Below are 25,632 nucleotides of genomic sequence, written 5' to 3' on the forward strand. Positions count from 1 at the left end.
TGAAAGCGAAATGGCGGAGATCCTGGTGCTGTACTACAGCCGTGGCGGTTCAGTGGCACGGCTTGCCCGCCAGATTGCGCGCGGCATCGGCGAGGTGCCGGGCATGAGCGCGCGGCTGCGCACCGTGCCCCCGGTGGCGGCGGTGACGCAGACCGCGCTGCCCCCGGTGCCCGAGGACGGCGCACCGTATGTCAGCGTGGCCGACCTGGCCGAATGCACCGGGCTGCTGCTGGGCAGCCCGACCCGCTTCGGCAACATGGCCGCGCCGGTGAAGCACTTCCTGGACGGCCTGGGCGCGGAATGGGTCAACGGGACATTGGCCGGCAAGCCGGCGGGCGTGTTCACCTCGACGGCCTCACTGCACGGTGGGCAGGAGTCGACGCTGTTGTCGATGCAGGTGCCGCTGCTGCACCACGGCTGCCTGATCGTGGGTATCCCATTCACCGAGCCGGCGCTGAGCCATACCACCACTGGCGGCACGCCGTATGGCGCCAGCCATGTGGCCGGGGCGGACGACAACCCGGTGCCGAGCGAGGATGAGAGCATCCTGGCGCGGGCGCTGGGGCGGCGGGTGGCCGATATCGCACGGCGGCTGGCGTGAGTACGCGCGCCCAGGAGATCGTGCTGGCCCTGCTGCTGGTGGCGCTGGCGGTGCTGTTCGCGGTCTGGTTCGCGCAGGACAAGCATTGGCTGGCCACCCAGCTGGTGTTCACCCTGCCGCCGCTGCTGCTGGCGCTGGGCGTGCTGGTGCGGCGTGGCAAGGCGATGTTCTGGGCCGGCGTGCTGGCGCTGTTCTGGTTCAGCCACGGGGTGATGAGCGCCTGGAGCCATCCGGAGGTGGCGCTGTGGGCCTGGCTCGAGCTGGGGCTGGCGCTGGCGGTGATCGGGGTGGCCAGCACGCCAGGGCTGCGGCGCCGCTTCGGGCGCAGGACGCCGGCCGGCTGAGGCCGCTGCGGCGCGCGCCTGCATCGGGCCGTCGGCGGCCGTATCATCTACCGGTCGGCGCGGCGGTTCCGTGCCCTTCTGTCTGGTACCCAGGATGCTTGCAATGGAAGAACTACTGATCATCACCACCGGTGGCACGATCGACAAGATCTACTTCGACGACAAGTCGGACTATCAGATCGGTGATCCGCAGATCGGGATGATCCTGCGCGAACTGGGCGTGACCTTCCGTTTCAATGTGATCCCGATCCTGCGCAAGGATTCGCTGCACATCACCGACGATGACCGTGAGTTGATCCGGGCGACGATCGCCGCGCAGCCGACGCGCCATGTGCTGGTCACGCACGGCACCGATTCGATGGTGCAGACGGGCCAAGTGTTGAAGTCGATCACCGACAAGACGATCGTGATGACCGGTGCGTTGAGCCCGGCGCGCTTCCGCGGCTCGGATGCGGAGTTCAACATCGGGTGTGCGATCGGTGCGGTGCAGTCGTTGCCGAGCGGTGTGTACATCGCGATGAACGGCCGGATCTGGAATCCGGAACAGGTGCGCAAGAACGTGGCGGCCAACCGGTTCGAAGCGGCGTAATCACTGTTGATTGAACGAACGCCCCGGCATGCCGGGGCGTTCTGCGTTGGTGCGACAAAAAGCGATCAGTACTGCGCGGTGAGGGTGACCCCGGAGAAGGTCGAGTAGGCCTTCACCCGCACGTGCCAGGTGCCGGCCGCCGGTGAGGTGATCGTGCAGGTTTCGTTGTTGCCGCTGAGGTAGGGGCGGCAGGTGTAGACGGTGTCGGTCGGGGCGCTGCCGGAACGGACGTAGAGATCGGCATCGCCACTGCCGCCGGCGAGGGTGACCTTCAGCTGGCTGCGGCCGGACGGCACGGTCACGGTGTAGGCCAGCGACGCACCGCTGGTGGCGCCGAGGCCGGTGACCGGGACGTTGTTCTGCAGCACGTTGCCGGTGCCCGGGTTGGGGTTGGTCCCGCCCAGGGCGGCCGTCACCGCCGCGTCGGCATCGACGATGCCCGCGCCGCAGCCCCCGGAGCAGGCGCCCGGCAACGGCCGTGCGGTGCTCTTGAGCAGGCTTTCGATGGCGGCCGGGCTCAGCGCGGTGGGGGCAACGGACTGGATCAGCGCGACCACGCCGGCCACGTGCGGGGCCGCCATCGAGGTGCCGTTGTAGGAGGCATACGATGCGCTGCCCGGCACCGTGGTGCCGCTGTTGAGGGTGGAGAGGATGCCCTGCCCCGGGGCCGAGATGTCGATGCCGGTGCCGTAGTTGGAGAAGCTGGCGCGGGCGCCGGCCGAGGTCGTCGCGGCGACCGCGATGACGTTGGCGCAGTTGGCCGGCACCGAAGAGGACACGTTGGTATTGCTGTTGCCGGCCGCGACGACCACGGTAGTGCCGCGCGAGACGGCGCCGTTGATCGCGGTCTGGTAGGTGGTGGAGCAGCTGCCACCGCCGCCGAGCGACATGTTGATCACTTCGGCCGGGTTCGCGTTGGCCGGGACGCCACTGACGGTCCCGCCGGACGCCCAGACGATCGCATCGGCGATATCGGAGGTGTAGCCGCCGCACTTGCCGAGCACGCGCACCGGAACCACCTTGGCGTTGAACGCGGTGCCGGCCACGCCGGTGCTGTTGTTGGTCACCGCCGCAACGGTGCCGGCCACATGCGTGCCGTGCCAGCTGGAATTGGAGGCCGGAATGCCCGCGCCACACTCGTTGGCGGCGTACCAGTCGCCTTCGTCGTTGGGGTTGTTGTCGCGGCCACCGCCGTCGCGCGCCATCGCCGCATCGCTGATGAAGTCATAGCCGGGCAGGATGTTGGCGTTGAGGTCGGGGTGGTTGGTGATGCCGGTGTCGATCACCGCGACCACCACGCCGGTGCCGGTGGCCTTGTCCCAGGCAGGGCGCACGTTGATCGAGGCGTTACTGGTGCCGAAGCCCCACTGCTCGGAGAAGCGGGTGTCGTTGGGCACCAGGGTGGCCTGCATCAGCTGATCGACTTCGACGTATTCCACGCCCGGGTCGGCGGCCAGGCGACGCATCAGCAGCTCGGCTTCAGCACGGTCCAGTGGCCGGTCGGCCTTGACCACGGTCGGGCCGATCGCCAGCTGGCGCAGCTTCTGCAGGCCCAGCGCGCGGCCCTGGGCCGCCGGCACGGCGGCGGCGGCGGCCTTCAGCGAACTGGCCAGTGCGGTCGGGGTGGCGACCTCGCTGCTGCCATCCTTGTATTTCACGATGAAGCGCTGGTGGGTCGGCGCCGAGGACAGGCCGCTCAACTGCACATCGCCGGCGAACGCCGGCGTGGCCAGCAGCAGGGTCGACAGAACAGAGGCGCCCAGTACAACCAATGCACGCTGACGCAAACGGTGTTGCGAGACATGAGACATCGGATTTCCTTTCAGACAGTGAATGCCGTCGTCGCGGCTGAGAATCCAGGTCCGGTCCGGGGGCTGCTGAAGCGATGGCGCGGATCGGCCCGGTGAGTGAGTCGACGCTAATAGCTTGCTGGCGGATGAACAATGTTTCAGCCGTGCTTCCATGACATGAAATGTCGGATCTGTGACTTTCCGGGTCGAGGGTTTGTGAAAGTGAAGGCGCGCCGGCCATTTTGAACGGTCGAGTTACGTCAACGAATGTCCGAAATGGCTGTCACTGTCCCCGACACCCGGACAACGCTTGCGCATCAATGGCTTGCGACGCTGCCACCGCAGGACAGGCAATAAAAAACCCGCCTGTCGCCAGGCGGGTTTCTTTGCTGCGCTCGGATCGGCAGGGATCAGGCGTCCAGGCGGACCAGCCAGCCGTGGCGGTCCGGCAGGCGGCCGTACTGGATGTCGGTCAGTTCCTTGCGCAGGGACATCGTCACTTCGCCGGCCGGGGCGTTGATGTCGCCCACCGAGAAGCCCTCGCCCTTGAGCTGGCCGATCGGGGTGACCACTGCCGCGGTGCCGCAGGCGAACGCTTCCACGATCTCGCCGGAGGTCACGCCGTCCTTCCACTCCTCCAGGGTGACCTTGCGCTCTTCGACCTTCATGCCGCGGTCGCGCGCCAGCTGCAGGATGCTTTCGCGGGTGATGCCTTCCAGGATGCTGCCCGACAGCGACGGGGTCACCAGGGTGCCGTCCTTGTAGACCAGGAACACATTCATGCCACCCAGTTCTTCCAGGTACTTGCCCTCGACCGGATCCAGGAACAGCACCTGCGAGCAGCCCTGCGCCTGCGCCTTCTGCTGTGGCAGCAGCGAGGCGGCGTAGTTGCCACCGCACTTGGCCGCGCCGGTGCCGCCCTTGCCTGCGCGTGCGTAGTCGGTGGACAACCAGATCGCCACCGGGGCCACGCCCTTGGCGAAGTACGGGCCGGCCGGGCTGGCGATCACGTAGTAGCCGGCCTTGTGCGCGCCACGCACGCCGAGGAAGGCTTCATCGCCGATCATGAAGGGACGGAAATACAGGCTGGATTCGTCGGCCGACGGCACCCAGCTGGCGTCCACGGCAATCATCTGCTTGAGCGATTCGACGAAGATATCCACCGGCAGTTCCGGCAGCGCCAGGCGCTGGGCCGAACGCTGCAGGCGGCGGCCGTTGGCCTCCGGGCGGAAGGTCCAGATCGAGCCGTCGGCGTGGCGGTAGGCCTTGATGCCTTCGAAGATTTCCTGGCCGTAATGCAGCACCGCGGCGGCCGGATCCAGCTGCAGCGGGCCATACGGGCGCACCACGGCATCGTGCCAGCCGGTGTCCTTGTCCCAACGCACTTCCACCATGTGATCGGTGAAGTGCAGACCAAAACCGGGGGCGGCCAGGATGCGTTCACGCTCCTCGCTGCTGCGCGGCTGGGCGGAACGGGTGGTGTTGAAGCTCACGGAAGACTGGGACACCGGATATTTCCTGTTCTGGTTACGGGGAACGCCGTGACGCCGGCTGGCGATGGGCGGTTACAGCATGCCGGTTTCGAGCCGGGCGGCCTCGGACATCATGTGACGGCCCCACGGCGGGTCGAACACCAGCTCGACGTCGGCCTCGGCCACCGTCGGGATCATTTCCAGCTTGCTGCGCACGTCATCGACGAGGATCTCGCCCATGCCGCAGCCGGGCGCGGTCAGGGTCATCTTGATGTCGACCTCGCGCTGGCCATCGTCCAGGTGCTTGAGGTCCACTTCATAGACCAGCCCCAGATCGACGATGTTGAACGGGATTTCCGGATCGAAACAGGTGCGCAGCTGCTGCCACACCAGTTTTTCGACCTCCTCGTCGGAGGCATCGGCGGGCAACTCCAGCGCCGGGGGCGCCTCCTTGCCGATGGCATCGCCATCCTTGCCGGCGATGCGGAACAGATTGCCTTCGACAAAGACGGTATAGCTGCCACCCAGGGCCTGGGTGATATAGCCATAGCTGCCAGCGGGCAGCGTGACCGTTTCGCCCTGCGGGACCATGACGGCCTCGCAGTCGCGTTCGAAGTGGACAGGTTCACTGCTACGGGAATACATGTGGATCGATATGGGGGTCGCGGCCAATTCCCGCAAGGCGACCATTTTAGCCCAGTGGCCGCCCACGCGCCGGTCACCGCGCAAGCCGGTATCCTGTGGGGACTTACAGGAAGATTGCATGTCGCCCACGTCCGTGCCTGTCCGGAGCCGCCACTGGCTCTGGCCCCCGCTGTTTCTGCTTGGTGTCGTCACGGCCGTGCTGGCCTGGTTGTTCATCGCCCTGCTCACCGGCCGCCAGGCCGGCTGGATGGCGGTTCTGGCGGCGTTGGAGATCGCCTTCATGCTGCGTCTGGGCACCCTGCGCGCCGGTACCGCCCGGGTGGTGCTGACCCTGCTGGCCACCGTGCTGGTGGCGCTGGCAGCCAACTGGGGGATCGCTTCGGCCTACCTCGGCGGCGCGATGGGGCTTACCCCGTGGGAATCAGCGTTGCGCATGGGGCCCTATCTGGCCTGGACCCTCAGCGGCCTGGCCAACGGCGCGGTCGAATGGCTGTGGCTGGGCGTGGCGCTGGTCGTGGGTTGGTGGGTGGCGAGGTAACACCCCCTGCACGCTGCCGCCGAATGCGATCGGTAGTGGCGGCCCGCTGGCCGGCTCCTCATGACATCAGAACGGAAACGCGCTGGCATTCAGGCATCGCGTTGAGCCGGCCAGCGGCCGGCACTACCGCAGGTCCGGAGTCGCCGCAGGTCCAGTGTCGCCGTAGATCCGGGGTCGCCGGTAGGTCACGACCGTTGGTCGTGACCCTTGCATCCGCGCCTCAGTGCCCGCCGTCGAGCGCCTTGAGCTCACTGACCAGCGCGCTCGCCGCACCCGCACCATCGCCGTACAGCATGCGGGCGTTGTCGGCATAGAACAGCGCATTCTCGATGCCGGCAAACCCGGTACCCTTGCCGCGCTTGATCACCACCACGTTGCGGGCGTTGACCACGTCCAGGATCGGCATGCCGTAGATCGGGCTGGCAGGGTCGGTGCGCGCGACCGGATTGACCACGTCGTTGGCGCCGATCACCAGCACCACGTCGGTGTTCGGGAATTCCGGGTTGATGTCGTCCATGTCGGCGATCAGGTCGTAGGGCACGCCCGCTTCGGCCAGCAGCACGTTCATGTGCCCCGGCATACGCCCGGCCACCGGGTGGATCGCGAACTTCACCTTGATGCCGCGATCGATCAACCGCTGCGCCAGCTCCCACACCTTGTGCTGCGCCTGGGCCACGGCCATGCCGTAACCGGGCACGATCACCACACGCTCGGCGAAGGCCAGCATCGCCGCCACATCGCTGGCCTCGATGGGCTTCTGCGCGCCGCTGATTTCCTGCGCGACACCGCCGCCGCCGAAGTTGGAGAACAACACGCCGCTGATCGGGCGGTTCATCGCCTTGGCCATCAGGCGGGTCAGCAGGATGCCCGCCGCGCCGACCATCATTCCGGCGATGATCAGCGCCTCGTTGCCGAGCACATAGCCTTCGAAGGCCACGGCCAGGCCGGTGAACGCGTTGTACAGCGAGATCACCACCGGCATGTCGGCGCCACCGATCGGCAGCGTCATCAGTACGCCCAGCGCGAGTGCGACCACGAAGAAGCTGATGATCGCCACCGGGCTCAGGGTGACCGCAGCCCAGATCCCCAGCACCACCATCCCCAGCGCGACCAGCAGGTTGAACACCTGCTGCCCCGGGAAGGTGACGCGGCGGTCGAGCCGACCATCGAGTTTGGCCCAGGCGATGATCGAGCCGGACAGCGACACCGCGCCGATCGCCGAACCGATCACGGCCAGCGCCAGCACCGTCGCCGACGGCTGGCGCGCGGCGAGGTCGGCCAGCGCCTGCTCGCTCCAGTGCGTGGTATCGCGGTTGGTCAGGAACGAGAAGCGCAGCAGTTCCACCGCACCGATCGCCGCCGCCGAGCCGCCGCCCATGCCGTTGTAGAGCGCCACCATCTGCGGCATGTCGGTGATCGCCACGCGCTTGGCCGACCACCACGCCACGCCGGTGCCGATCGCCACCGCCGCCAGGATCAGCGGGATGTTGTGCAGCTCGGGCAGGAAGAACGTCGCCACCGTGGCGATCAGCATGCCCAGCCCGGCCCAGCGGATGCCGCTGCGCGCGGTCATCGGCGAGGCCATGCGCTGCAGGCCCAGCAGGAACAGGGTTGCGGCCACCAGATAGCTCACCTGGACCAGCCACTGCAGCAGTTGCGCGGTGGTCACGTTCAAGGCGTCTTCTCCCCGGCGTCGCGCTTGGCGCTGGGCTTGAACATGTCGAGCATGCGTTCGGTCACCACGTAGCCACCGGCCGCATTGCCCGCGCCGAGCACCACCGCGATGAAGCCGATGATCTTCTCCAGCGGGGTCTGCGCGTGCCCCAGCACCACCATCGCCCCGATCAGCACGATGCCGTGGATGAAGTTGGAGCCGGACATCAACGGGGTATGCAGGATCACCGGCACCCGCGAAATGATCACGTGGCCGGCAATGGCGGCCAGCATGAAGATATACAACGCCACGAACCCGTCGCTCATTGCAGTCACTCTCCCAGGCGGTCATCCCGTCCCCTGCATCATAACCATGCGCTGAACCAATCGGGCGGGCCGGTCAACCGCGACCGCCCTGGGGCGTTCTCACGGTATCCCCCTGCCGGACCGCTACCCTGTGCTGGTGAGCTCTCCCCTACCGTCGACGGATGCCGACCTGCCCGCCACTGCCGAGGTGGCGCTGCCGGTGTCGCTGGATGCCTTCCTGGCCGGCATCGGCCCGCGCGCGTTCCGCTTCGCCGAGGCCGGCCTGCGCCAGCGCGAGGACGCGCTGGATGCGGTGCAGGACAGCATGCTGAAGATGCTCGGCTACCGCGACAAACCTGCCGCCGAGTGGGCACCGCTGTTCTGGAGCATCCTGCGCCGCCGCGTCGTGGATCTGCAGCGCCGCCGTGGCTTCCGCCTCAAGTTCTGGCGCAGCAGCGACGAGGCCGGCGGCGAGCATGACATCGACTGGGCCGACCACGCGCCCGGCCCGGCCCAGGCCCATGAGCAGCGCGATCAGTACGCACAACTGGTGCAGGCGCTGCGGGAGCTGCCCGCGCGCCAGCGCGAGGCCTTCACCCTGCGCGTGCTGCAGGACCTGGACGGCGCCACCACGGCCAAGGCCATGGGCTGCAGCGAAGGCGCGGTCAAAACCCATCTTTCGCGCGCCCGCCAGGCGCTGCAGCAGTCTTTGGAGATCGCCCTGTGAACCGACCACTGCCCCCTTCGATGCATGACGATGCCGCCCTGGGGCAGCTGCATGCGCAGGCGCTGGATACGCTCTCGCCGGCCACGCTGGCGCGGTTGCGCAGCGCGCGCCATGCGGCCTCGCCGGCCAAGCGGCATGCGCCGTCCTGGTGGATGGCCACCGCCTGTTCGGCGGTGGTCGCGCTCGCGTTGGGCTACAGTTTCCTCCTCGGCGAAGCGACCGCCCCGCCGGCACCGGTGGTGGCGAGCGCGGCCGATGACGGCAGCGACGTTCTCGACGAAAATCCCGATCTGTATGTGTGGCTGGGCAGTACCGACCTGGCAATGGAGTGATGATGAAACTGCGACTGTCCCTGGGGCTGATGTTGCTGACGCTGAGTGCGGCCGGCTGGGCGCAGACCGCCCCGCTGCCGGACTGGGACACACTCAGCCCCCAGCAGCGCGAAGCGTTGATCGCGCCCGTGCGTGACCGCTGGAACGACGCGCCGGCGCCGCAACGCGAGCGCATGCTGCAGCACGGCCAGCGCTGGCTGACCATGACCCCGGAGCAGCGCGCGCAGGCGCACAGGGGCCGCCATCGCTTCGAGAACATGACGCCGGAGCAGCGCGAGCAGGCGCGCGCACTGTTCGGCCAGATGCGCAGCATGACGCCGGAGCAGCGGCAGGCGCTGCGCGACCGCTGGGCGCGGATGACCCCGGACGAACGCAAGGCCTGGCTCAAGGCCAACCCAGCACCGCCGCCGAAGCGCTGAGCCGTTAACGGCGTTAACGGGGACGGCGTTAACGGGGACGGAGGGGATTATTAACTACCTCCGTCCCTGTTATTTCAGTCCCTGTTATTTCAGGCGGCGACCCAGCGGGTTTTGGCGAGCAGTTCGTCGTCCCAGTCGAAGGTGACCGCGCCGTCTTTCAGGAACAGCGCGACAAAGTTGTAGACGTTGCGGGCGTACATCTCGCTGGCGTGGACCGCGCCCTGGCTGGCCAGGTTGAGCGGGCCATCGATGAGCACGCCGTCCAGATCCACTACCTCGCCCGGCTGGGTGGCTTCGCAGTTGCCGCCGGTTTCGGCGGCGAGGTCGACGATCACGCTGCCCGGCTTCATCCCCCGCGCCATCGCGGTACTGACGATTTTCGGCGCTGGCCGCCCAGGCACCGCGGCGGTGCAGATCACCACGTCCACGGTGCGCAGATGCTCGCCAAGGCGACGCTGCTGCTCGGCACGCTCTTCATCGGTCAGGGGCCGCGCGTAACCGCCTTCGCCGACCGCGCTCACGCCCAGATCCAGGAATTTGCCGCCCAGCGATTCGATCTGCTCGCGGGTTTCCGGGCGCACATCGAAGCCTTCCACCTGCGCACCAAGACGACGGGCGGTAGCAATCGCCTGCAGGCCGGCCACACCGGCACCGACCACCAGCACCTTGGAAGGACGGATCGTGCCGGCGGCGGTGGTGAGCATCGGGAAGAAGCGCGGCGCGCGCTGGGCCGCGATCAGGGTGGCCTTGTAACCGGCCATGCCGGCCTGCGAACTGAGGACATCCATCGATTGGGCGCGCGTGGTGCGCGGCAGACGCTCCAGCGGGAACGCCTGCAGGCCACGTGACTGGATCAGGCCCGCGCGTTCGGCATCGCCCTGCGGGTGCAGCATGCCGATCAGGCTGGCACCGGACTTCAACCGGGCAAGGCGGTCATTGGACGGTGGCTGCACGCACAGCACGATGTCGGCCTGGGCCAGGCGGGTGTCATCGGCCGGCTGGGCCCCCACGTCCTGATAGACCGCATCAGGGAAGCCCGCCGCCAGCCCGGCACCGGGTTCGAATGCGACGCTCGCCCCCAGCGCGATCAACTTGCGCGCCGTTTCCGGCGTCATCGCCACGCGCCGTTCCCCCGGCGCATGTTCCTTTACCACCAACACCTCGACAGCCATGCCTGTCCCCGACGATCAGCGGAATGTGGGCTGATCGTAACCTGATCGTCCGGCCAGAGTGGCCCCCGGGGTCAATGCACGGTCGCGTTCTTGGTATCCAGGCGATCGATCACGCCCTGCATGGCACTGTCGAAGGCGCCATCGTCGATATGCGCGCGCAGGCGGCCCAGGCGCACCATCACGGCCAGTTCTTCCGGCGAGGCGACGCAGAACCGCACCCCGCGCCGGTTGACGAACAGCAGGCGCTGCGAAATCGGGCTCACCCAGGACAGCTTGCCGGCCTGGACCTTGCCGTCCTTGTCGACGAAATCCAGCCAGCTGCCGATCTCCAGGCCGCGGAAGCGGTCGGCATCGGCATTGTCGAAATCGCTGACATCCACCTTGCTGCCCAGCTGCACCGCCGCCGATTCCTGCGCAGGCGGCGAAGGCAACGCCACCTGCGGCAGCTCGGGCAGCGCGCGTTCCAGTTCGGGGCGCGATTCGGCGATGCCCTGCAGGGTGTCGTGCAGCGCGTCGATGGCACTGGTGGCCGCGTCGGCATGCACACCGACACTGGCGAAGACCTTGCGCAGCGCGGGGTGCCAGGCCTGCAGCCACGGCTTGCCGACGATATGCCGGCGCGCCTCGGCCACCTCATCCAGCATCCCATCGGCCAGGCCCAGTGCCTCACCGACCGAGGCGCCGTCTTCGCCTTCGCGCAGCACGGTCAGGGTCAGGTGGTGCTGCCAGGGCTGACGCAGGAATTCACCGATCGCCTGCGGCAAGGTGGTGTCGCCAATCCGCCGGTCCAGCTCGGTGCTGGCCCGCTGGCGCGCCATTTCGAGCTTTTCCTGGCCGCGCTGGGTCTCGGCGGCACGGCGCTCGGCGATCTCGATCCGGCGCCGGTGCTGGGTCAGGAACTCGCGGAATTCTTCTTCCAGGGTCAGGAAGATCGCCAGGTTCTCGTTGAACTCGGCCACCAGGCGCTCGATGATCTCCTCGACCTTGCCCATCAGCACGCGCTCGGCCTGGCTTTCGCCGGTGTTGCCTTCGCAGGCCTCGGCCAGCGAGTTGAGCAGCTTGCGCGCCGGGTGGGTCTTCTGCACGAACATGCGGCGGTCGAGCATGGCCACCTTGACGAAGGGCACCACCAGCCGGCCGATCAGCTCGCGCGAGCGGCCCTCCAGGTCGCGCTCATCGAGCATCACGTCGAACAGCATGCCAACCAGATCGATCGCGTCTTCATCCTGCGGGTCCAGCCGCGCCTGCGCGGGATCGACCCCGAGCCGGGTCGCGCCGGACAGCACTTCACTCTTCAACCGCTGTGCCAGCGACTCACCGTCTTCACCGATCGCCGCGCGCAGGGTCGCACTGGGCGTGGCCTGCAGCAGCGACAGCACCGACATCATTTCGCGCTGGCTCAGCGGGCGTTGCTGGCCGACCGCGACGCTGGCCGCCGAGGTGGCGTCCTCGCGTACATGACGGGTCTGCTGCAGCAGTTCGTGCAGGGCATCAAGCAGCATGCCCTGGTTGCCGCCGAGGCTGTCACCGCCCTCGCCCGGGCCTTCATGTGCTGCATGCGGTCCGCCCTGGAGGCGGCCACGGCTCTCGGCCCAGCGGTCGGCGAAGCGACGGGCCCAGGCCGGTGCCTGGCCCTCTTCGCCCGCCGATCCCATGCTGCTCTCGGGCTCAAAACCCTCGAAGGCATCGCGGTCCTCGCGCGGCGGCGAGGGCGCGCGCGGAGCAGGACGGCGCGCGGCCATCTGCGGCATCACGCCCGCTGCGGCCAGTTGTTCATCCAGATACTCGTAACGCTTGCCGATCGGCTGCTGCAGATCGCGCTCGCACAACTTGATGAGCACCAGCCGCACTTCCGGGGCCAGTTCACAATCGGCGAAGGCCTCGTGGATCGCCACGCCGAGGTGCTCGGGGCTGATCGGATTGGTATCGGCCTGCAGTTCCAGCCCCCCGGCGATCATGCCCAGGCGGCGGTCCAGACGCGACAGTACCGGCTTGAAGTCACGCAGCAGCACGGTGGCGAAATTGCGCACCGCCAGCCGGGACTCCAGCACGTGTTCGGGCACCAGGCTCAGCCCATCCTCGATCTGGCCGGCCAGGGTGGCCTCGGCAGACAGCGGCTCGCCCCGCTCCAGCGCCTCCCAGGCCTGGGCCAGGTGGGCGCGGAAGCCAGCCACGATGTCGTCCCGGCGGCGGCGCAGCTCGCGCATGCCATCCAGGAACAGCAACTGCGACGCGCCGGCGGTACCGGCACGGTCAAACAGCACGTCGTCGAAGCGCGCCAGCACCGTCGAAAACGACTCGACCAGCCCCGGCAGCACGGCCTCACGGGCCATCGTCAACAACGCCGGGTCACGGCCCGGGTGCCCCCCTACATTGGGCGTGGCAATCATGCGAAAAGGCTCCCCACCCTCGCAGGCACTGAGTACAACATGGATACAACGAACGCCGGCGCACCCCATGCGCCCACGTTCGGATGGTAGGCCGGCCGACCGGTCAGAGACAGTGAAACAGTCGACACTTTAAACCTCGTTACCGGTGGCCCGGCAGGCTTTGTATCGTAAGCGGAGCAGGCCGTGGAAGCGAGTACAGCCACGTGAAGGAAGTCCGCTGATTAGGTGATGTTCATCACGTTTTGTCGCAAATTGCACCGAGATCGCCCAAGGCCGTGTCACAAACGGGCGCGACTATAATCGGGGCACCGTGAAGCCAGATTGAGAGCCCATGTCCGTCCCCCCCGCTCTGCACGCCCTGGACGCCCGCCGTTCGGTCCCCGCCAAGCAACTGGGTGAACCCGGGCCCGACCCGGTGACCCTGATGCGGATGCTGAGCTCGGCCGTACGCGTGCCGGACCACGGCAAGCTGGTGCCGTACCGCTTCCTGCGGATTGCCGGCGATGCACGTCACAGTCTGGGCGCCTTCCTGGCCCAGCGCGCCGTCCAGCGCGACCCCCAGGTCTCACCGGCCCAGTTGGACAAAGACCGCCAACGCTTCTCCCACGCCCCGCTGATCATCACCGTCATCGCCAGCCCGCGCCCGAACCCCAAGGTGCCGGAGGCCGAGCAGCTGATGACCGCCGGCTGCGTCTGCTTCGCCCTGCTGCAGGCCGCGCAGGCGCTTGGCTTCGGCGCGCAGTGGCTGACCGCCTGGATGGCCTTCGACCCGGCGGTGCACGCCCACCTGGGCCTGGCCGAGGGTGAGCAGATCGCCGGCTTCATCCATATCGGCACGCCGAAGACCGCGGTCCCCGAACGCGAGCGCCCCGACCCGGCCGCGCTGCTGCAGGACTGGGAGGGCTGAGATGTCCGCCCTTCCCGCCGGCCCCGGCATGGCGCCCCCGCCGCTGCGTGCGCCGCTGTACCTGGTCGATGCCAGTCTGTACGTGTTCCGCGCGTGGCATTCGATGCCCGATGAGTTCCAGGATCAGCAGGGCTGGCCGACCAATGCCGTGCACGGCTTCGCGCGCTTCCTGCTCGACCTGCTCGAGCGCGAACGCCCCGCCAACATCGCCATCGCCTTCGATGAAGCCCTGGACAGCTGCTTCCGGCACCGGATCTACGCGGCCTACAAGGCCAACCGCGATCCCGCGCCGGACGCGCTGCGCCGCCAGTTCGCCCACTGCAAGGCGCTGTGCACCGCGCTCGGCCTGGCGGTGCTGGCCCACCACGAGTACGAGGCCGATGACCTGATCGGCAGCGCCCTGCATGCACGCCGCGATGCCGGCATGCGCGGGGTGATCATCTCCGCCGACAAGGATCTGTCGCAGTTGCTGTTCGAGCATGACGAACAGTGGGATTACGCGCGCAACCAGCGCTGGGGCATGGCCGGTGTCAAAGCCCGCCACGGCGTGCATGCGCACCAGATCGCCGATTACCTGGCCCTGTGCGGTGATGCGGTCGACAACATCCCGGGCGTGACCGGGGTGGGGGCTAAATCCGCTGCGGTGCTGCTGGCCCATTTCGGCAGCCTGGACGTGCTGTACGAGCGCCTGGATGAAGTGCCCTTCCTGCGCCTGCGCGGCGCGGCGCAGATGGCAGTGCGACTGCGCGAACAGCGCGAGCATGCGCTGCTGTGGCGCCAGCTGACCACCATCGCGCTGGATGCGCCGCTGGACGGTGCCGCCGTCGATTTCAGCCGGGGCGTGGCCGATGCACAGATGCTGCAGGGCCTGTGCGATGCACTGCGGTTCGGGCCGTTGACCCGCCGCCGCCTGTTCACCGCCGCCGGCCTGTCCGATTCCTCTTCCGTTGCCAGCGAGTTCGCATGAGCCCCAATACGCAAGCCCCGAAGGTCGTTTTTGAAGGCAAGTACCAGCGCATGGTGGTGCGCGGCACGTGGGAGTACAGCGAGCGCACCCACGCCGGCGGCCTGGCCGCGATCATCATCGCAGTCACCCCGGACGACACGGTGCTGTTCGTCGAACAGTTCCGCGTGCCGCTGCAGGCCAGGACCATCGAAATGCCGGCCGGCCTGGTCGGCGACATCGATGCCGGCGAGTCGATCGAGGTCTCGGCCGTGCGCGAGCTGGAGGAAGAAACCGGCTGGACCGCCGATCACGCCGAGGTGCTGATGATCGGCCCGACCTCCTCCGGTGCCAGCAGCGAAAAAATCGCCTTCGTGCGTGCCACCGGCCTGCGCAAGGTCGGTGAGGGCGGTGGCGATGCCAGCGAAGACATCACCGTGCACGCGATTCCGCGCACCCGCGCCGCCGCCTGGCTGGTCGAGAAGATGGGCCAGGGCTATGAGCTGGACGCCAAGCTGTGGGCCGGCCTGTGGATGATCGAACATCACCTGGACGGCACCCCGCGTGGCTGATGCGTTCACCCCTCCGCACACCGGGGCATTACTGCTGGGGCCGGCCGACCCGGCGCCGTTCACCGTGCATCAGGCGCAGGGCCGCTCGCCCTATCTGCTGATCGCCGACCATGCCGGCCAGCAGGTGCCGGCGTCACTGGCCGGCCTCGGCCTGCCGCAGCACGAGCTGGACCGCCACATCGGCTGGGACATCGGCATCGCCGTGGTCACGGTTGAACTGGCGCGCCTGCTCGATGCGTGGGCGATCACGCAGACCTACTCGCGGCTGGTGATCGATTGCAACCGGCCGTTGGCGTCGCCCACGCTGATGCCGGCGGTCAGTGACCTCACCGTCGTACCCGGCAACCAGCGCCTGTCAGCGCTGCAGCGCCAGCAGCGCATCGAGGCGATCCATGCGCCCTACCATGCGCGCATCGATGCCGAGCTGGACACCCGCCAGGCGCAGGCCCGGCCAACGCTGCTGGTGATGATGCACAGCTTCACCCCGGCGATGAATGATGCCGCGCGGCCCTGGCATGCCGGCGTGCTGTACCACCGGGACACGCGCTTTGCGCTTGCGCTGCTGCAGGCGCTGCGCGAGGAAGGCGACCTCGTGGTGGGTGACAACCAGCCCTACGCGGTCAGCAGCACCAGCGACTATGCTGTGCCGGTGCATGGCGAAGGCCGCGGGCTGGTGCACGTGGAGCTGGAGATCCGCCAGGACCTGATTGCCGATGCCGCCGGCCAGTTGGCCTGGGCGCAGCGCTTGGCCCGCATCTTCACCGCCCTGCAGCCGCAGCTGGTCGCCTTGCCGCCTGGGTGATGCCGGCCGTCAGCCGGCTGCGCGCCCACCCGCGCGGGTTCATTCGAGGCACGGCCTGACAGGCACGGCCTCCGGCTGCGGCCGCAGCCACAGCGCCACGGCCACACCCAGCAGCGCGAACAACGCTGCACCGTACTGCGCATGGATCATGCCCTGCAGCGCCGCCTCACTGCTGGCGCCGGCACTGCCACGACCGGCATTGGCCACCATCACCAGCAGCGCCAGGCCCAGCGCGCCGCCAATCTGCTGCGCCGTGGCAGCCATGCCCGAAGCCACGCCCTGCTGCGCGGCGGGCACGCCCTGCCCGGCCACGATCCACATCGCCGTCCAGGTGATGCCCTGGCCAAGGCTGAGCACCACGATGCCCGGCAGCAGCGCCCAGTAGGTCGCGCCGTACGGCAGCGCGACGGCGACCGCGGCGATGCCGATCGCGCCGGCCAGCATGCCCACCGTCAGCACCTGGCGCGGCGAACGCTGCGCGAGCATGCGCTCGGCGATGCGGATGCCGAAGGTGCACACCAGGGTCGGCGGCAGGAACGCCAGGCCCGCCTGCAGCGCGCTCCAGCCGTAGCCATCCTGGTAGTACAGCGCCAGGAAGTAGTACTGCACGCCGTAGCTGCTCATGAACAGCATCGTCAGCAGCATCGCCGCACGCAGGCTGCGCAGGCGCAGCAGCGAGAACTGCATCAGCGGGTCGCGGCTGCGGCGTTCGATCTGCACGAAGGCGGCCAGCATCACTGCCGACACGAGCAGGCAGATCAGCGTGAGCGGCGCCGACCAGCCCCATTCCGGGCCCTGCACCAAGGTGGTCACCAGCAGGCTGCCGCCGAGGGTCACGGTGACGCAGCCAGCCAGATCGAACGAGCGGCCCGCCAGCGGCGCAGGATCGCGCGGCAGCCACCAGCCGCCCAGCAGCGCGCAGCCACCGGCGAACGGCACGATCACCAGCAGTACCGAGGCCCACCCGAAGCTCTGGGTCAGCACGCCGCCGAGCAGCGTGCCCAAGGCCAGGCCGCCGGCGCTGGCCATCGACCAGATCGCCAGCGCGCGATTGCGCGGCGCGCCTTCGGCGTAGATCGTGTTGATCAGCGCCAGCGTGGCCGGGAACAGCAACGCCGCGCCGATGCCCTGCACCGCGCGGGCCGCGATCAGCAGCCACGCACTGTTGCTGAAACCACCGACCAGCGAGGCCAGCGCGAACAGCGCCATGCCCAGCCGATAGACCCGGCGGCGACCGAGCAGATCAGCCGCCCGGCCGCCCAGCAGCAGGCACCCGCCGAAGGCCACCGTGTAGCCGCTGACGATCCACTGCAGCTGCTGGGCATTGATGCGCAGCTGCGCGCCCATCTCGTGCAGGGCGACGAAGATGATCGTGGAATCCAGCGCGATGATCAGCTGGGCGGTGGCCAGCAACGCCAGGGCCAGGCGAGGAAATGCGGGCGCCGGCGCGCCAGCGGGAGACAGGGGGGAGGTCATGCCGACTCGGTACTGCGTAAGAAGGTGGGCAGTCTCATTGATGACGCTGCAGAAATAAACCCGGATACTTCGATATCTGTCATGCATATCCGCATGAATCGGAGACATCCATGGACCTCAATGCCGTGCGCATGCTGGTGCAGGTGGCCGACGCGCGCAGCTTCACCGTCGCCGCCGGGCAGCTGGGGATCAGCCAATCCGGGCTGTCACGGGCGATCAGCCGGCTGGAGAGTGCCCTGGGTGTGCGGCTGCTTCACCGCAATACCCGCAACGTCAGCCTGACCCCGGATGGCCGCCAGTTCGTCGAGCACTGCGCGCCGCTGCTGAGTGGGCTGGAGGATGCCGAGCGCCGGCTGGGTGATCGCCCCTCCACACCCTCGGGCGTGTTGAAGCTGACGGCGCCCTCGATGTTCGGGCGCAAAGTGCTGGTGCCGCTGGCCGGGCAGTTGATGGCGGCGCACCCGCAGCTGCAGTTCGAGCTGGTGCTCAACGACCGGCTGGTGGATCTGGTCGAAGAAGGCTTCGATGCCGCACTGCGCACCGGGCCGATCAGCGACGTGCGGATGGTGGCCCGCCCCCTGCGGCCGTTGAACTGGGTCACGGTCGCCTCCCCGGCTTACATCGCGCAGCACGGGGAACCGGCCACGGTGGATGCGCTGCACGATCACGCCTGCCTGGCGGTGCGCAATCTGCGCAGCGGGCGGCTGGTGGATTGGCAGTTCCGCGAGGCAGAGGGCCAGCTGCGCGAGTTCACCCCGCCGGCGCGGACGGTGTTCGACAGCGGCGACCCGCTGGTGGAAGGGGCGCTGGCCGGGATCGGCATCGTGCAGGTGATGGATTTCGCGGTGGCCGATGCGCTGGCCGACGGGCGGCTGCAGCGGGTGCTGCAGCCCTTCGAGGGCCGCAGCCGGGTGCTGTCACTGGTGTATCCCCCCTCGCGGCAGGCGTCGCCGAAGCTGCAGGTGCTGGCGGAGGCGTTGTTGGGCGGGGATTGGTAACCCGCCGCATCACGACCAACGGTCGTGATCTACCGCGCGACGTCAGGGGTAACACGGTAGGTGCCGACCGTTGGTCGGCACGCCTCCATCAACCCGCGAAACGATCCGTCGCCCGCACCAGCGCGTCGACGTTCTCCGCTTCGAACGCGGAGTGACCCGAGGCCGGGCTGATTTCCAGGGTCGATTTCGGCCACGCCTTGTGCAGCTCCCACGCGCTCTGCAGCGGGCAGACCACGTCGTAGCGGCCGTGCACGATCACGCCCGGGATATCGGCGATGCGGTGCGCGTCGCGCAGCAGCTGTTCTTCCACCTCGAAGAAGCCACCGTTGACGAAGTAGTGGTTCTCGATGCGGGCGAAGGCCAACGCGAACTGCGGGTCCTGATGGCTGTTCACGAAGTCGTCGTCCACGTGCAGGAAGCTGGTCGCGCCTTCCCACACACTCCACGCCTTGGCTGCGGCCAGGCGGGTGGCTTCATCGTCGCTGGTCAGGCGGCGGTGGAAGGCCGAGATCAGATCGTGGCGCTCCACGGCCGGGATCGGCTGGAGGTAGTGCTCCCACGCATCCGGGAACAGGCGGTTGGCGCCTTCCTGGTAGAACCACTCCAGCTCCCAGCGGCGCAGCATGAAGATGCCGCGCAGGACCAGTTCGGTCACGCGCTGCGGGTGGGTCTGCGCGTAGGCCAGCGCCAGGGTCGAGCCCCAGCTGCCGCCGAAGACCTGCCAGCGGTCCACCTTGAGGTGCTCGCGCAGCTTCTCGATATCGGCGACCAGGTCCCAGGTGGTGTTGTCGACCAGGTCCGCGTGCGGCGTGGAACGGCCGGCACCGCGCTGGTCGAACAGGATGATCCGGTACTTGGCCGGGTCGTGGAACTGGCGCATTTTGTCGCTGCAGCCGCCGCCCGGGCCACCGTGCAGCATCACCACCGGCTTGCCGTCGGGATTGCCGCACTGCTCGAAGTACAGCGTATGGCGGTCATCGACCTTCAGGGTGCCGACGTCGTAAGGGGTGATGGCGGGATACAGCGTACGCATGACAGGAACTCCATGTGGAATGACAGTCGCCGCATCACGCTGCGCGGCGGCCCGGTGGACAGGCCATTTTAGCCTCGGGGTCGCCGCAGGGCCGGCACGCACTCAGGCGGGCAGACAGCCCAGGCTCACCCGGTCACGCTGTTCCAGATCGTGCTCAGTGGCGACCGACTGGAAACCGGCGTCCCGCAGCAGCGCGCGGATCGCCTCGCCCTGGTCCCAGCCGTGTTCGATCAGCAGCCAGCCGCCGGGAAGCAGGTGTGCTGCTGCACCGGCGATGATCAGCCGGATGTCGTCCAGCCCATCAAGACCGGCGGCCAGCGCGGTGGCCGGTTCGAAGCGCAGGTCGCCCTGGGCCAGGTGCGGGTCGTCGCTGGCGATGTACGGGGGATTGGTGGCGATCAGATCGAAACGCTCACCCGCCAGCGGCGCGTACCACGCACCCTGCCGGAACTGGACGTTGCCCAGTGCGTGGCGCTGCGCGTTGCGTGCCGCCACCGCCAGGGCCGCCTCGCTGAGGTCGGTCGCCACTACCCGGGCCTGCGGCCGTTCGCTGGCCAGCGCCAGCGCGATCGCGCCACTGCCGGTGCCAAGGTCGGCGACCCGCAAGGCGGTAGCGTCGGGCAACCGTGCCAGCGCCAGCTCGACCAGCAGCTCGGTCTCCGGGCGCGGGATCAGGGTGGCCGGGCTGACCTCAAGATCCAGGGTCCAGAAGCCGCGGCGGCCCAGCAGGTACGCCACCGGCTCACCGGCCAGGCGTTTGGCCAGCAGCGCCTCGAACGCCGCCACCTGCGCCGGCTCGACCGGATCGGTGGCATGCGCGAACAGCCAGCTGCGCTCGCGTTCCAGCACCTGCAGCAGCAACAGTTCGGCCTCATGGCGGCCTTCCACGCCGGGCAATCGGGTGGCGGCGTCGGCGAGCAGCTGGCGGACAGGTGGCGGGGTGGCGGTCATGGCGGGAGGGAGCAACATCGGGGCGCGCAGTGTAGTGCACCGGCCCTTGCGCCCCGGGTGCGCGCGCCGGCCGTCCGCGACCGGCAGCTTGATTGAATCCAAGCATGGCAACTCACATATACATGCATGTGCACTATCGATTTCCGCCTGACATCGGGCCGGATCGGCACCGCGTCGCCTGCGATCGTTCAGCTTTCCCCCACAACGAATATGCAGAAGCTATTGCACTGATCACACGCTCCGGCGCCTGGTCATTGCGCTGCAACGGTTCTGACGGATCTGGCCCTCATCATTCATCGCAGGATCAGACCACTTTGATAGCCTATGACTATCGCATAGATGCAATCAATGGATTGTTCTTATGGGAACGGAGCCGCTAACCTGTGTTGGTCGCTTCACCCACCCCCTTCACCAAGAGGAACAACGATGTCGCTCATCAACACCCAGATCCAGCCGTTCGAAGCCAACGCCTACCAGAACGGCGAGTTCATCAAGGTCTCCGACAGCACCCTGAAGGGTCACTGGTCCGTGCTGATCTTCATGCCGGCCGCGTTCACCTTCAACTGCCCGACCGAGATTGAAGACGCCGCCGATCATTACGCCGAGTTCCAGAAGGCCGGCGCCGAGGTCTACATCGTCACCACCGACACGCACTTCTCGCACAAGGTGTGGCACGAAACCTCGCCGGCCGTCGGCAAGGCCCAGTTCCCGCTGGTCGGCGATCCGACCCACCAGCTGACCAACGCCTTCGGCGTGCACATTCCGGAAGAAGGCCTGGCCCTGCGCGGCACCTTCATCATCAACCCGGAAGGCGTGATCAAGACCCTGGAGATCCACTCCAACGAGATCGCCCGTGACGTCTCCGAGACCCTGCGCAAGCTGAAGGCTGCCCAGTTCACCGCCGCCAACCCGAACCAGGTGTGCCCGGCGAAGTGGAAGGAAGGCGAAAAGACCCTGACCCCGTCGCTGGACCTGGTCGGCAAGATCTAAGCCGCTCCTCATCCCCATCCCCGCCCGCCGGGGATGGGGGTGAACCCAAGCCGGTGCCCCACGCGCCGGTTTCGGTTCACCCCCATGTCGCGCAGATGCACCCGCGGGGTGCGTCGACGCTGCCACCTTGCCTGATTCAAGGAGTTTTTCGATGTTGGATGCCAACCTCCAGTCCCAGCTGAAGACCTATCTGGAACGTGTCACCCGTCCGATCCAGATCACGGCGCACGTGGATGACGGCGCCAAGTCGCAGGAAATGCTCGAGCTGCTGAACACGCTGACCACGCTCTCCACGCAGATCCGCCTGGACGTGCGTCGCGACAGCAACGAGCGCACGCCCTCCTTCGCACTGACCACGCCGGGTCAGGACATCCATCTGGTGTTCGCGGGCCTGCCGATGGGCCATGAGTTCACCTCGCTGGTGCTGGCGCTGCTGCAGGTCGGTGGTCACCCGTCCAAGGCCACCGCCGAGCTGATCGAGCAGGTGCGCAATCTGGAGGGCGAGTACCGCTTCGAAACCTATTTCTCGCTGTCCTGCCAGAACTGCCCGGACGTGGTCCAGGCACTGAACCTGGCAGCGGTGTTGAACCCGCGCATCCAGCACGTGGCGATCGATGGCGGCCTGTTCCCGGCCGAGGTCGAAGCGCGCCAGATCATGTCCGTGCCGACCGTGTACCTCAACGGCGAGGTGTTCGATCAAGGCCGCATGACGCTGGAGCAGATCGTGGCCAAGCTGGACACCGGCGCTGGCAAACGCGATGCCGAAAAGCTGAGCGCCAAGGCCCCGTTCGATGTGCTGGTGGTGGGCGGTGGTCCGGCCGGTGCAGCCGCGGCGATCTATGCCGCACGCAAGGGCATCCGCACCGGTGTGGCCGCTGAACGTTTCGGTGGCCAGGTGCTGGATACGATGGCGATCGAGAACTTCATTTCCGTCAAGGAAACCGAAGGTCCGAAGCTGGCCGCGGCGCTGGAACAGCATGTGCGCGAGTACGACGTGGACATCATGAACCTGCAGCGCGCCACCGCGCTGGTGCCCGCCGGCGATGACGGCCTGGTCGAGATCACCCTGGAGAATGGCGCGTCGCTGAAGTCGCGCTCGGTCGTCTTGTCCACCGGTGCGCGCTGGCGCCAGATGAACGTGCCCGGCGAAGATCAGTACCGCAACAAGGGCGTGGCGTACTGCCCGCATTGCGACGGTCCGTTGTTCAAGGGCAAGCGCGTGGCGGTGATCGGCGGGGGCAACTCCGGCGTGGAAGCGGCGATCGATCTGGCGGGTCTTGTGACGCATGTGACCCTTCTGGAATTTGATGACAAACTGCGGGCCGATGAAGTACTGCAGAAGAAGCTGCGCAGTCTGGGCAACGTCACCATCATCACCAGCGCCCTGACCCAGGAAGTGCTGGGCGATGGCCAGAAAGTGACGGGCCTGGTCTACCAGGACCGCGTCGGTGGCGATTCGCACCGGGTGGAACTGGAAGGCATCTTCGTGCAGATCGGTCTTCTGCCGAATACCGAGTGGTTGAAGGACACGGTGGCCCTGTCACCGCGTGGCGAGATCCTGATCGACGACCGCGGCCAGACCAGCGTGCCGGGTGTCTTCGCCGCAGGCGATTGCACGACCGTTCCGTACAAGCAGATCGTCATCGCGATGGGCGCCGGTTCCACTGCGGCACTGAGCGCCTTTGATCACCTGATCCGCACCTCCGTTCCCAAGAGCAGCGGCGCTGTCGCCGAAGCTGCCTGAAACGTCCGGTTCCCGGTTCGCCGGGAACCTTGTCTGTCTGCTGGGTAAGCCACGCCATCACCCGGTCCATTACCGTTAGAGGTCCAAGGAAATGAACCTACGTGATTTGAAGTATCTGGTGGCGCTGGCCGACCACCGCCATTTCGGCAAGGCGGCCGCCGCCTGCTTCGTCAGCCAACCCACCCTGTCCACCCAGATCCGCAAGCTCGAGGACGAGCTGGGGTTGCCGCTGGTTGAGCGTGCACCGCGCAAGGTCATGCTCACCCCGGCCGGGGTGGAAGCGGCCGCGCGTGCCCGCACCATCGTGGCCGAGGTGGAGCAGATGAAAGAAGCCGCGCGGCGCAGTCGCGATCCGGAAGCCGGCACGGTGCGGCTGGGGATCTTCCCCACGCTGGGGCCGTACCTGCTGCCGCACGTGATCCCCAACATCCGCGAGCGCTTCCCGCAACTGGAACTGCTGCTGGTCGAGGAAAAGAGCGACGAGCTGCTGACCCGCCTGCGCGAAGGCAAGCTGGATGCCGCCCTGTTGGCACTGCCGCTGGATGATGACCAGCTGCACGCCGAGTTCCTGTTCGAAGAGCCCTTCCTGCTGGCGGTCTCCCAGCAGCACCCGCTGGCACGCCGCCAGCATCTGGATGTACAGGAACTGTCCTCGCAGAAGCTGTTGCTGCTGGAAGACGGGCACTGCCTGCGCGACCAGGCGCTGGCGGTCTGCCGGTTGTTCGGTGCCAACGAAAAATCGGAGTTCCGCGCGACCAGCCTGGAGACGCTGCGGCAGATGGTGGCCGCCGACGTGGGCATCACCCTGCTGCCGACGCTCTCGGTCAAGCCGCCGGTGCCGCGCTCGGACAACATCCGCCTGCTGGATTTCAGTGGCGATGACCGTCCCAGCCGCCGCATCGCGATGGCCTGGCGCCGCAGTTCGGCGATGACCGGCTTCCTGGAGCAACTGGCCCAGCAGTTCAAACGGCTGCCGCAGGGCCTGTTCGCACTGGAGACGACCGATGTCCCGGCGGTCGCGGCCACGCCGCTTCCACGCGCCGGCTGAGCCTGGCTGAACCGGCCGGCGGGGCCGATATGCCGGACGGGTCGCATCCGTCTACGATTGTCAGCACAATAGAACGAGGCGGTGCCAGCAGGCGCCGCCTTTTTGCATGGGTCTTCCACAAACGCAAGGAGCTACACCATGTCCACTTCCAGCGGACTGCCCCCTTCGATCATCGTTTCAAGCCACGACATGGACCGCCTGGATGCCATGCTCGAGTCTCCCGCCGTCAGCCAGACCCCCGCCGGGATCGCCCTGGCCGAGGAACTCAACCGCGCGACCGTTGTGGCGCCGGACCAGGTTCCCGAGGGCACCGTCATGATGCATTCGCGCGTAGAGTGCGAAGATGAGCTGCAGAACGAAAAGCACGTTCTGACGCTGGTCTATCCGCGTGAAGCCGATGTTGAACAGGGCAAGGTATCGATCCTGGCACCGGTGGGCACCGCCCTGCTCGGCCTGTCGATCGGCCAGACCATGGATTGGGTGGCACCGGGCGGGCGCAAGCTGCGCCTGCGGGTGACCGCCGTCCATCACCAGCCCCACGCCTGACCCTGCCTGCTGCGATCCGCGCAGGTTCCACCGTTTCGTCCCAGGAGTTGCAATGAGCACCGTTTCGCTGTCCAAACTCTCCCAGCTGCGTGATCTGTCCGTGGTGGTTGCCGATACCGGCGACTACGAGGCGATCAAGCGCTTGAAGCCGGTCGACTGCACGACCAACCCCACCCTGGTGAAGAAAGCGCTGGACCTGCCGGTATATGCCGATCTCATCGAGCGCGCGCTGGCCTGGGGCCGCGGGCAGGCGGGCGAACGCGAGACCATCGTGCACGCGGTGGCCGATCGCCTGACCGTGGGCGTGGGCACCCTGCTCAGCACGCTGGTGCCGGGCCGGGTCTCGACCGAGGTCGATGCCGACCAGGCACATGACACCGCGGCCACGGTGGCCAAGGCGCGCCAGTTCATCGCCATGTACGAAGCGGCCGGCGTGCCGCGCAGCAAGGTGCTGATCAAGATCGCGGCAACCTGGGAAGGCGTGGAAGCGGCGCGCCAGCTGCAGGCCGAAGGGATCGACTGCAACCTGACGCTGATCTTCAATCCGACCCAGGCGCTGGCCTGCAGCGAGGCCGGGGCGTTCCTGATCTCGCCGTTCGTGGGCCGCATCCTGGATTGGTACGTGGCCAACGGCCAGGCGCCGG

At 67.7% G+C, this 25,632-nt stretch carries 27 protein-coding genes; 17 read left to right on the forward strand and 10 right to left on the reverse strand.

Annotation, left to right across the window (positions count from 1 at the left end; all coding sequences use genetic code 11):
- The first annotated feature begins 10 nt into the window (after positions 1–10).
- The 3 genes from wrbA (at position 11) to BCL79_RS19760 (ending at position 1,534) form a co-directional block, all read left to right on the forward strand.
- Complete coding sequence (wrbA, locus tag BCL79_RS19750; RefSeq protein ID WP_019186096.1) at positions 11–601, forward strand: NAD(P)H:quinone oxidoreductase; 591 nt, start codon at positions 11–13, stop codon at positions 599–601.
- On the forward strand, positions 598–945 hold the full coding sequence (locus BCL79_RS19755) for a DUF2069 domain-containing protein (protein WP_121044581.1): 348 nt from the start codon (positions 598–600) through the stop codon (positions 943–945). Before wrbA ends, BCL79_RS19755 begins: the two co-directional genes overlap by 4 nt.
- A 103-nt stretch (positions 946–1,048) precedes the next feature.
- Positions 1,049–1,534, forward strand: a complete 486-nt coding sequence (locus BCL79_RS19760; protein ID WP_121044584.1) for an asparaginase domain-containing protein — start codon at positions 1,049–1,051, stop codon at positions 1,532–1,534.
- A gap of 65 nt (positions 1,535–1,599) precedes the next feature.
- Here the strand turns inward: BCL79_RS19760 and BCL79_RS19765 are convergent, their stop codons facing one another.
- The 3 genes from BCL79_RS19765 to sufT all read right to left on the reverse strand — a co-directional run bounded on the left by BCL79_RS19765 (position 1,600) and on the right by sufT (position 5,441).
- Complete coding sequence (locus BCL79_RS19765; RefSeq protein ID WP_183073845.1) at positions 1,600–3,345, reverse strand: S8 family peptidase; 1,746 nt, start codon at positions 3,343–3,345, stop codon at positions 1,600–1,602.
- A gap of 389 nt (positions 3,346–3,734) precedes the next feature.
- Complete coding sequence (locus BCL79_RS19770) at positions 3,735–4,832, reverse strand: branched-chain amino acid aminotransferase (protein ID WP_121044587.1); 1,098 nt, start codon at positions 4,830–4,832, stop codon at positions 3,735–3,737.
- 57 nt (positions 4,833–4,889) lie between these two features.
- The gene (sufT, locus tag BCL79_RS19775) at positions 4,890–5,441 is read right to left on the reverse strand and encodes a putative Fe-S cluster assembly protein SufT (protein ID WP_019182393.1); all 552 of its coding nucleotides are present in this window, start codon (positions 5,439–5,441) and stop codon (positions 4,890–4,892) included.
- A gap of 118 nt (positions 5,442–5,559) precedes the next feature.
- Here sufT and BCL79_RS19780 point away from each other — a divergent pair, with 118 nt between their 5' ends.
- Positions 5,560–5,979, forward strand: coding sequence for a hypothetical protein (locus BCL79_RS19780; protein WP_121044590.1), 420 nt, complete (start codon positions 5,560–5,562; stop codon positions 5,977–5,979).
- 220 nt (positions 5,980–6,199) lie between these two features.
- Here the strand turns inward: BCL79_RS19780 and BCL79_RS19785 are convergent, their stop codons facing one another.
- Positions 6,200–7,654, reverse strand: a complete 1,455-nt coding sequence (locus BCL79_RS19785; RefSeq protein ID WP_121044593.1) for an NAD(P)(+) transhydrogenase (Re/Si-specific) subunit beta — start codon at positions 7,652–7,654, stop codon at positions 6,200–6,202.
- Positions 7,651–7,959: an NAD(P) transhydrogenase subunit alpha gene (locus tag BCL79_RS19790; RefSeq protein ID WP_121044596.1), complete on the reverse strand. Its 309-nt coding sequence runs from the start codon at positions 7,957–7,959 to the stop codon at positions 7,651–7,653. Before BCL79_RS19790 ends, BCL79_RS19785 begins: the two co-directional genes overlap by 4 nt.
- A gap of 130 nt (positions 7,960–8,089) precedes the next feature.
- On the opposite strand from BCL79_RS19790, the gene BCL79_RS19795 reads away from it, so the two are divergent.
- The 3 genes from BCL79_RS19795 to BCL79_RS19805 are packed head-to-tail and all read left to right on the forward strand — an operon-like array spanning position 8,090 to position 9,416.
- Complete coding sequence (locus BCL79_RS19795) at positions 8,090–8,665, forward strand: RNA polymerase sigma factor (RefSeq protein WP_121044599.1); 576 nt, start codon at positions 8,090–8,092, stop codon at positions 8,663–8,665.
- A complete protein-coding gene (locus BCL79_RS19800) occupies positions 8,662–8,997 on the forward strand; it encodes a hypothetical protein (RefSeq protein WP_428999478.1) in 336 nt (111 codons plus the stop codon). The genes BCL79_RS19795 and BCL79_RS19800 overlap by 4 nt, the downstream gene beginning before the upstream one ends.
- On the forward strand, positions 8,997–9,416 hold the full coding sequence (locus BCL79_RS19805) for a DUF3106 domain-containing protein (protein ID WP_121044604.1): 420 nt from the start codon (positions 8,997–8,999) through the stop codon (positions 9,414–9,416). The genes BCL79_RS19800 and BCL79_RS19805 overlap by 1 nt, the downstream gene beginning before the upstream one ends.
- 89 nt (positions 9,417–9,505) lie before the next feature.
- Here the strand turns inward: BCL79_RS19805 and BCL79_RS19810 are convergent, their stop codons facing one another.
- Entirely contained in the window at positions 9,506–10,588 is a 1,083-nt protein-coding gene (locus tag BCL79_RS19810) for an NAD(P) transhydrogenase subunit alpha (protein WP_121044607.1), read from the reverse strand.
- A gap of 71 nt (positions 10,589–10,659) precedes the next feature.
- Positions 10,660–12,978, reverse strand: coding sequence for a DUF1631 domain-containing protein (locus tag BCL79_RS19815; protein ID WP_121044611.1), 2,319 nt, complete (start codon positions 12,976–12,978; stop codon positions 10,660–10,662).
- Positions 12,979–13,309: 331 nt separating this feature from the next.
- Here BCL79_RS19815 and BCL79_RS19820 point away from each other — a divergent pair, with 331 nt between their 5' ends.
- The 4 genes from BCL79_RS19820 to BCL79_RS19835 are packed head-to-tail and all read left to right on the forward strand — an operon-like array spanning position 13,310 to position 16,202.
- Positions 13,310–13,885, forward strand: a complete 576-nt coding sequence (locus tag BCL79_RS19820; protein ID WP_121044615.1) for a nitroreductase family protein — start codon at positions 13,310–13,312, stop codon at positions 13,883–13,885.
- A 1-nt stretch (position 13,886) separates the two neighbouring features.
- A complete protein-coding gene (locus tag BCL79_RS19825) occupies positions 13,887–14,852 on the forward strand; it encodes a 5'-3' exonuclease (RefSeq protein WP_226956695.1) in 966 nt (321 codons plus the stop codon).
- Positions 14,849–15,400, forward strand: coding sequence for an NUDIX hydrolase (locus BCL79_RS19830; protein ID WP_121044619.1), 552 nt, complete (start codon positions 14,849–14,851; stop codon positions 15,398–15,400). Before BCL79_RS19825 ends, BCL79_RS19830 begins: the two co-directional genes overlap by 4 nt.
- Entirely contained in the window at positions 15,393–16,202 is an 810-nt protein-coding gene (locus tag BCL79_RS19835; RefSeq protein WP_183073846.1) for an N-formylglutamate amidohydrolase, read from the forward strand. The genes BCL79_RS19830 and BCL79_RS19835 overlap by 8 nt, the downstream gene beginning before the upstream one ends.
- 39 nt (positions 16,203–16,241) lie before the next feature.
- Here the strand turns inward: BCL79_RS19835 and BCL79_RS19840 are convergent, their stop codons facing one another.
- Positions 16,242–17,678, reverse strand: a complete 1,437-nt coding sequence (locus tag BCL79_RS19840; RefSeq protein ID WP_121044623.1) for an MFS transporter — start codon at positions 17,676–17,678, stop codon at positions 16,242–16,244.
- 110 nt (positions 17,679–17,788) lie between these two features.
- Here BCL79_RS19840 and BCL79_RS19845 point away from each other — a divergent pair, with 110 nt between their 5' ends.
- Complete coding sequence (locus BCL79_RS19845) at positions 17,789–18,676, forward strand: LysR family transcriptional regulator (RefSeq protein ID WP_121044627.1); 888 nt, start codon at positions 17,789–17,791, stop codon at positions 18,674–18,676.
- 88 nt (positions 18,677–18,764) lie between these two features.
- Here the strand turns inward: BCL79_RS19845 and pip are convergent, their stop codons facing one another.
- Positions 18,765–19,709 carry a prolyl aminopeptidase gene (pip, locus tag BCL79_RS19850; protein ID WP_121044630.1) on the reverse strand — a complete coding sequence of 315 codons (945 nt, stop codon included), beginning with the start codon at positions 19,707–19,709 and terminating at the stop codon, positions 18,765–18,767.
- Positions 19,710–19,811: 102 nt separating this feature from the next.
- On the reverse strand, positions 19,812–20,660 hold the full coding sequence (gene prmC / locus BCL79_RS19855; protein ID WP_121044633.1) for a peptide chain release factor N(5)-glutamine methyltransferase: 849 nt from the start codon (positions 20,658–20,660) through the stop codon (positions 19,812–19,814).
- A gap of 426 nt (positions 20,661–21,086) precedes the next feature.
- Between prmC and ahpC the strand changes: the two genes are divergently transcribed.
- The 5 genes from ahpC to BCL79_RS19880 form a co-directional block, all read left to right on the forward strand.
- Entirely contained in the window at positions 21,087–21,650 is a 564-nt protein-coding gene (gene ahpC, locus BCL79_RS19860; RefSeq protein ID WP_121044636.1) for an alkyl hydroperoxide reductase subunit C, read from the forward strand.
- Positions 21,651–21,801: 151 nt separating this feature from the next.
- Positions 21,802–23,394, forward strand: a complete 1,593-nt coding sequence (gene ahpF / locus BCL79_RS19865; RefSeq protein ID WP_121044639.1) for an alkyl hydroperoxide reductase subunit F — start codon at positions 21,802–21,804, stop codon at positions 23,392–23,394.
- 91 nt (positions 23,395–23,485) lie between these two features.
- Complete coding sequence (oxyR, locus tag BCL79_RS19870; RefSeq protein ID WP_121044642.1) at positions 23,486–24,442, forward strand: DNA-binding transcriptional regulator OxyR; 957 nt, start codon at positions 23,486–23,488, stop codon at positions 24,440–24,442.
- Between the two features lie 138 nt (positions 24,443–24,580).
- The gene (gene rnk, locus BCL79_RS19875; protein ID WP_019182413.1) at positions 24,581–24,988 is read left to right on the forward strand and encodes a nucleoside diphosphate kinase regulator; all 408 of its coding nucleotides are present in this window, start codon (positions 24,581–24,583) and stop codon (positions 24,986–24,988) included.
- A 52-nt stretch (positions 24,989–25,040) separates the two neighbouring features.
- Positions 25,041–25,632: transaldolase family protein (locus tag BCL79_RS19880; RefSeq protein ID WP_310793650.1), on the forward strand; the 592-nt coding region annotated here is incomplete at its 3' end.

Origin of the sequence: Stenotrophomonas rhizophila (genome assembly GCF_003651185.1) — a bacterium.
Classification (GTDB): Bacteria; Pseudomonadota; Gammaproteobacteria; order Xanthomonadales; family Xanthomonadaceae; genus Stenotrophomonas; species Stenotrophomonas maltophilia_Z.

Coding starts and splice junctions, on each gene's coding strand:
- BCL79_RS19810 (WP_121044607.1), bottom strand. CDS start 10,588: ATGGCTGTCGAGGTGTTGGTGGTAAAGGAACATGCGCCGGGGGAACGG.
- ahpC (WP_121044636.1), top strand. CDS start 21,087: ATGTCGCTCATCAACACCCAGATCCAGCCGTTCGAAGCCAACGCCTAC.
- oxyR (WP_121044642.1), top strand. CDS start 23,486: ATGAACCTACGTGATTTGAAGTATCTGGTGGCGCTGGCCGACCACCGC.
- BCL79_RS19830 (WP_121044619.1), top strand. CDS start 14,849: ATGAGCCCCAATACGCAAGCCCCGAAGGTCGTTTTTGAAGGCAAGTAC.
- BCL79_RS19825 (WP_226956695.1), top strand. CDS start 13,887: ATGTCCGCCCTTCCCGCCGGCCCCGGCATGGCGCCCCCGCCGCTGCGT.
- ahpF (WP_121044639.1), top strand. CDS start 21,802: ATGTTGGATGCCAACCTCCAGTCCCAGCTGAAGACCTATCTGGAACGT.
- BCL79_RS19815 (WP_121044611.1), bottom strand. CDS start 12,978: ATGATTGCCACGCCCAATGTAGGGGGGCACCCGGGCCGTGACCCGGCG.
- rnk (WP_019182413.1), top strand. CDS start 24,581: ATGTCCACTTCCAGCGGACTGCCCCCTTCGATCATCGTTTCAAGCCAC.
- BCL79_RS19765 (WP_183073845.1), bottom strand. CDS start 3,345: ATGTCTCATGTCTCGCAACACCGTTTGCGTCAGCGTGCATTGGTTGTA.
- sufT (WP_019182393.1), bottom strand. CDS start 5,441: ATGTATTCCCGTAGCAGTGAACCTGTCCACTTCGAACGCGACTGCGAG.
- BCL79_RS19805 (WP_121044604.1), top strand. CDS start 8,997: ATGATGAAACTGCGACTGTCCCTGGGGCTGATGTTGCTGACGCTGAGT.
- BCL79_RS19820 (WP_121044615.1), top strand. CDS start 13,310: ATGTCCGTCCCCCCCGCTCTGCACGCCCTGGACGCCCGCCGTTCGGTC.
- BCL79_RS19790 (WP_121044596.1), bottom strand. CDS start 7,959: ATGAGCGACGGGTTCGTGGCGTTGTATATCTTCATGCTGGCCGCCATT.
- BCL79_RS19760 (WP_121044584.1), top strand. CDS start 1,049: ATGGAAGAACTACTGATCATCACCACCGGTGGCACGATCGACAAGATC.
- wrbA (WP_019186096.1), top strand. CDS start 11: ATGGCGGAGATCCTGGTGCTGTACTACAGCCGTGGCGGTTCAGTGGCA.
- prmC (WP_121044633.1), bottom strand. CDS start 20,660: ATGACCGCCACCCCGCCACCTGTCCGCCAGCTGCTCGCCGACGCCGCC.
- BCL79_RS19780 (WP_121044590.1), top strand. CDS start 5,560: ATGTCGCCCACGTCCGTGCCTGTCCGGAGCCGCCACTGGCTCTGGCCC.
- BCL79_RS19840 (WP_121044623.1), bottom strand. CDS start 17,678: ATGACCTCCCCCCTGTCTCCCGCTGGCGCGCCGGCGCCCGCATTTCCT.
- pip (WP_121044630.1), bottom strand. CDS start 19,709: ATGCGTACGCTGTATCCCGCCATCACCCCTTACGACGTCGGCACCCTG.
- BCL79_RS19845 (WP_121044627.1), top strand. CDS start 17,789: ATGGACCTCAATGCCGTGCGCATGCTGGTGCAGGTGGCCGACGCGCGC.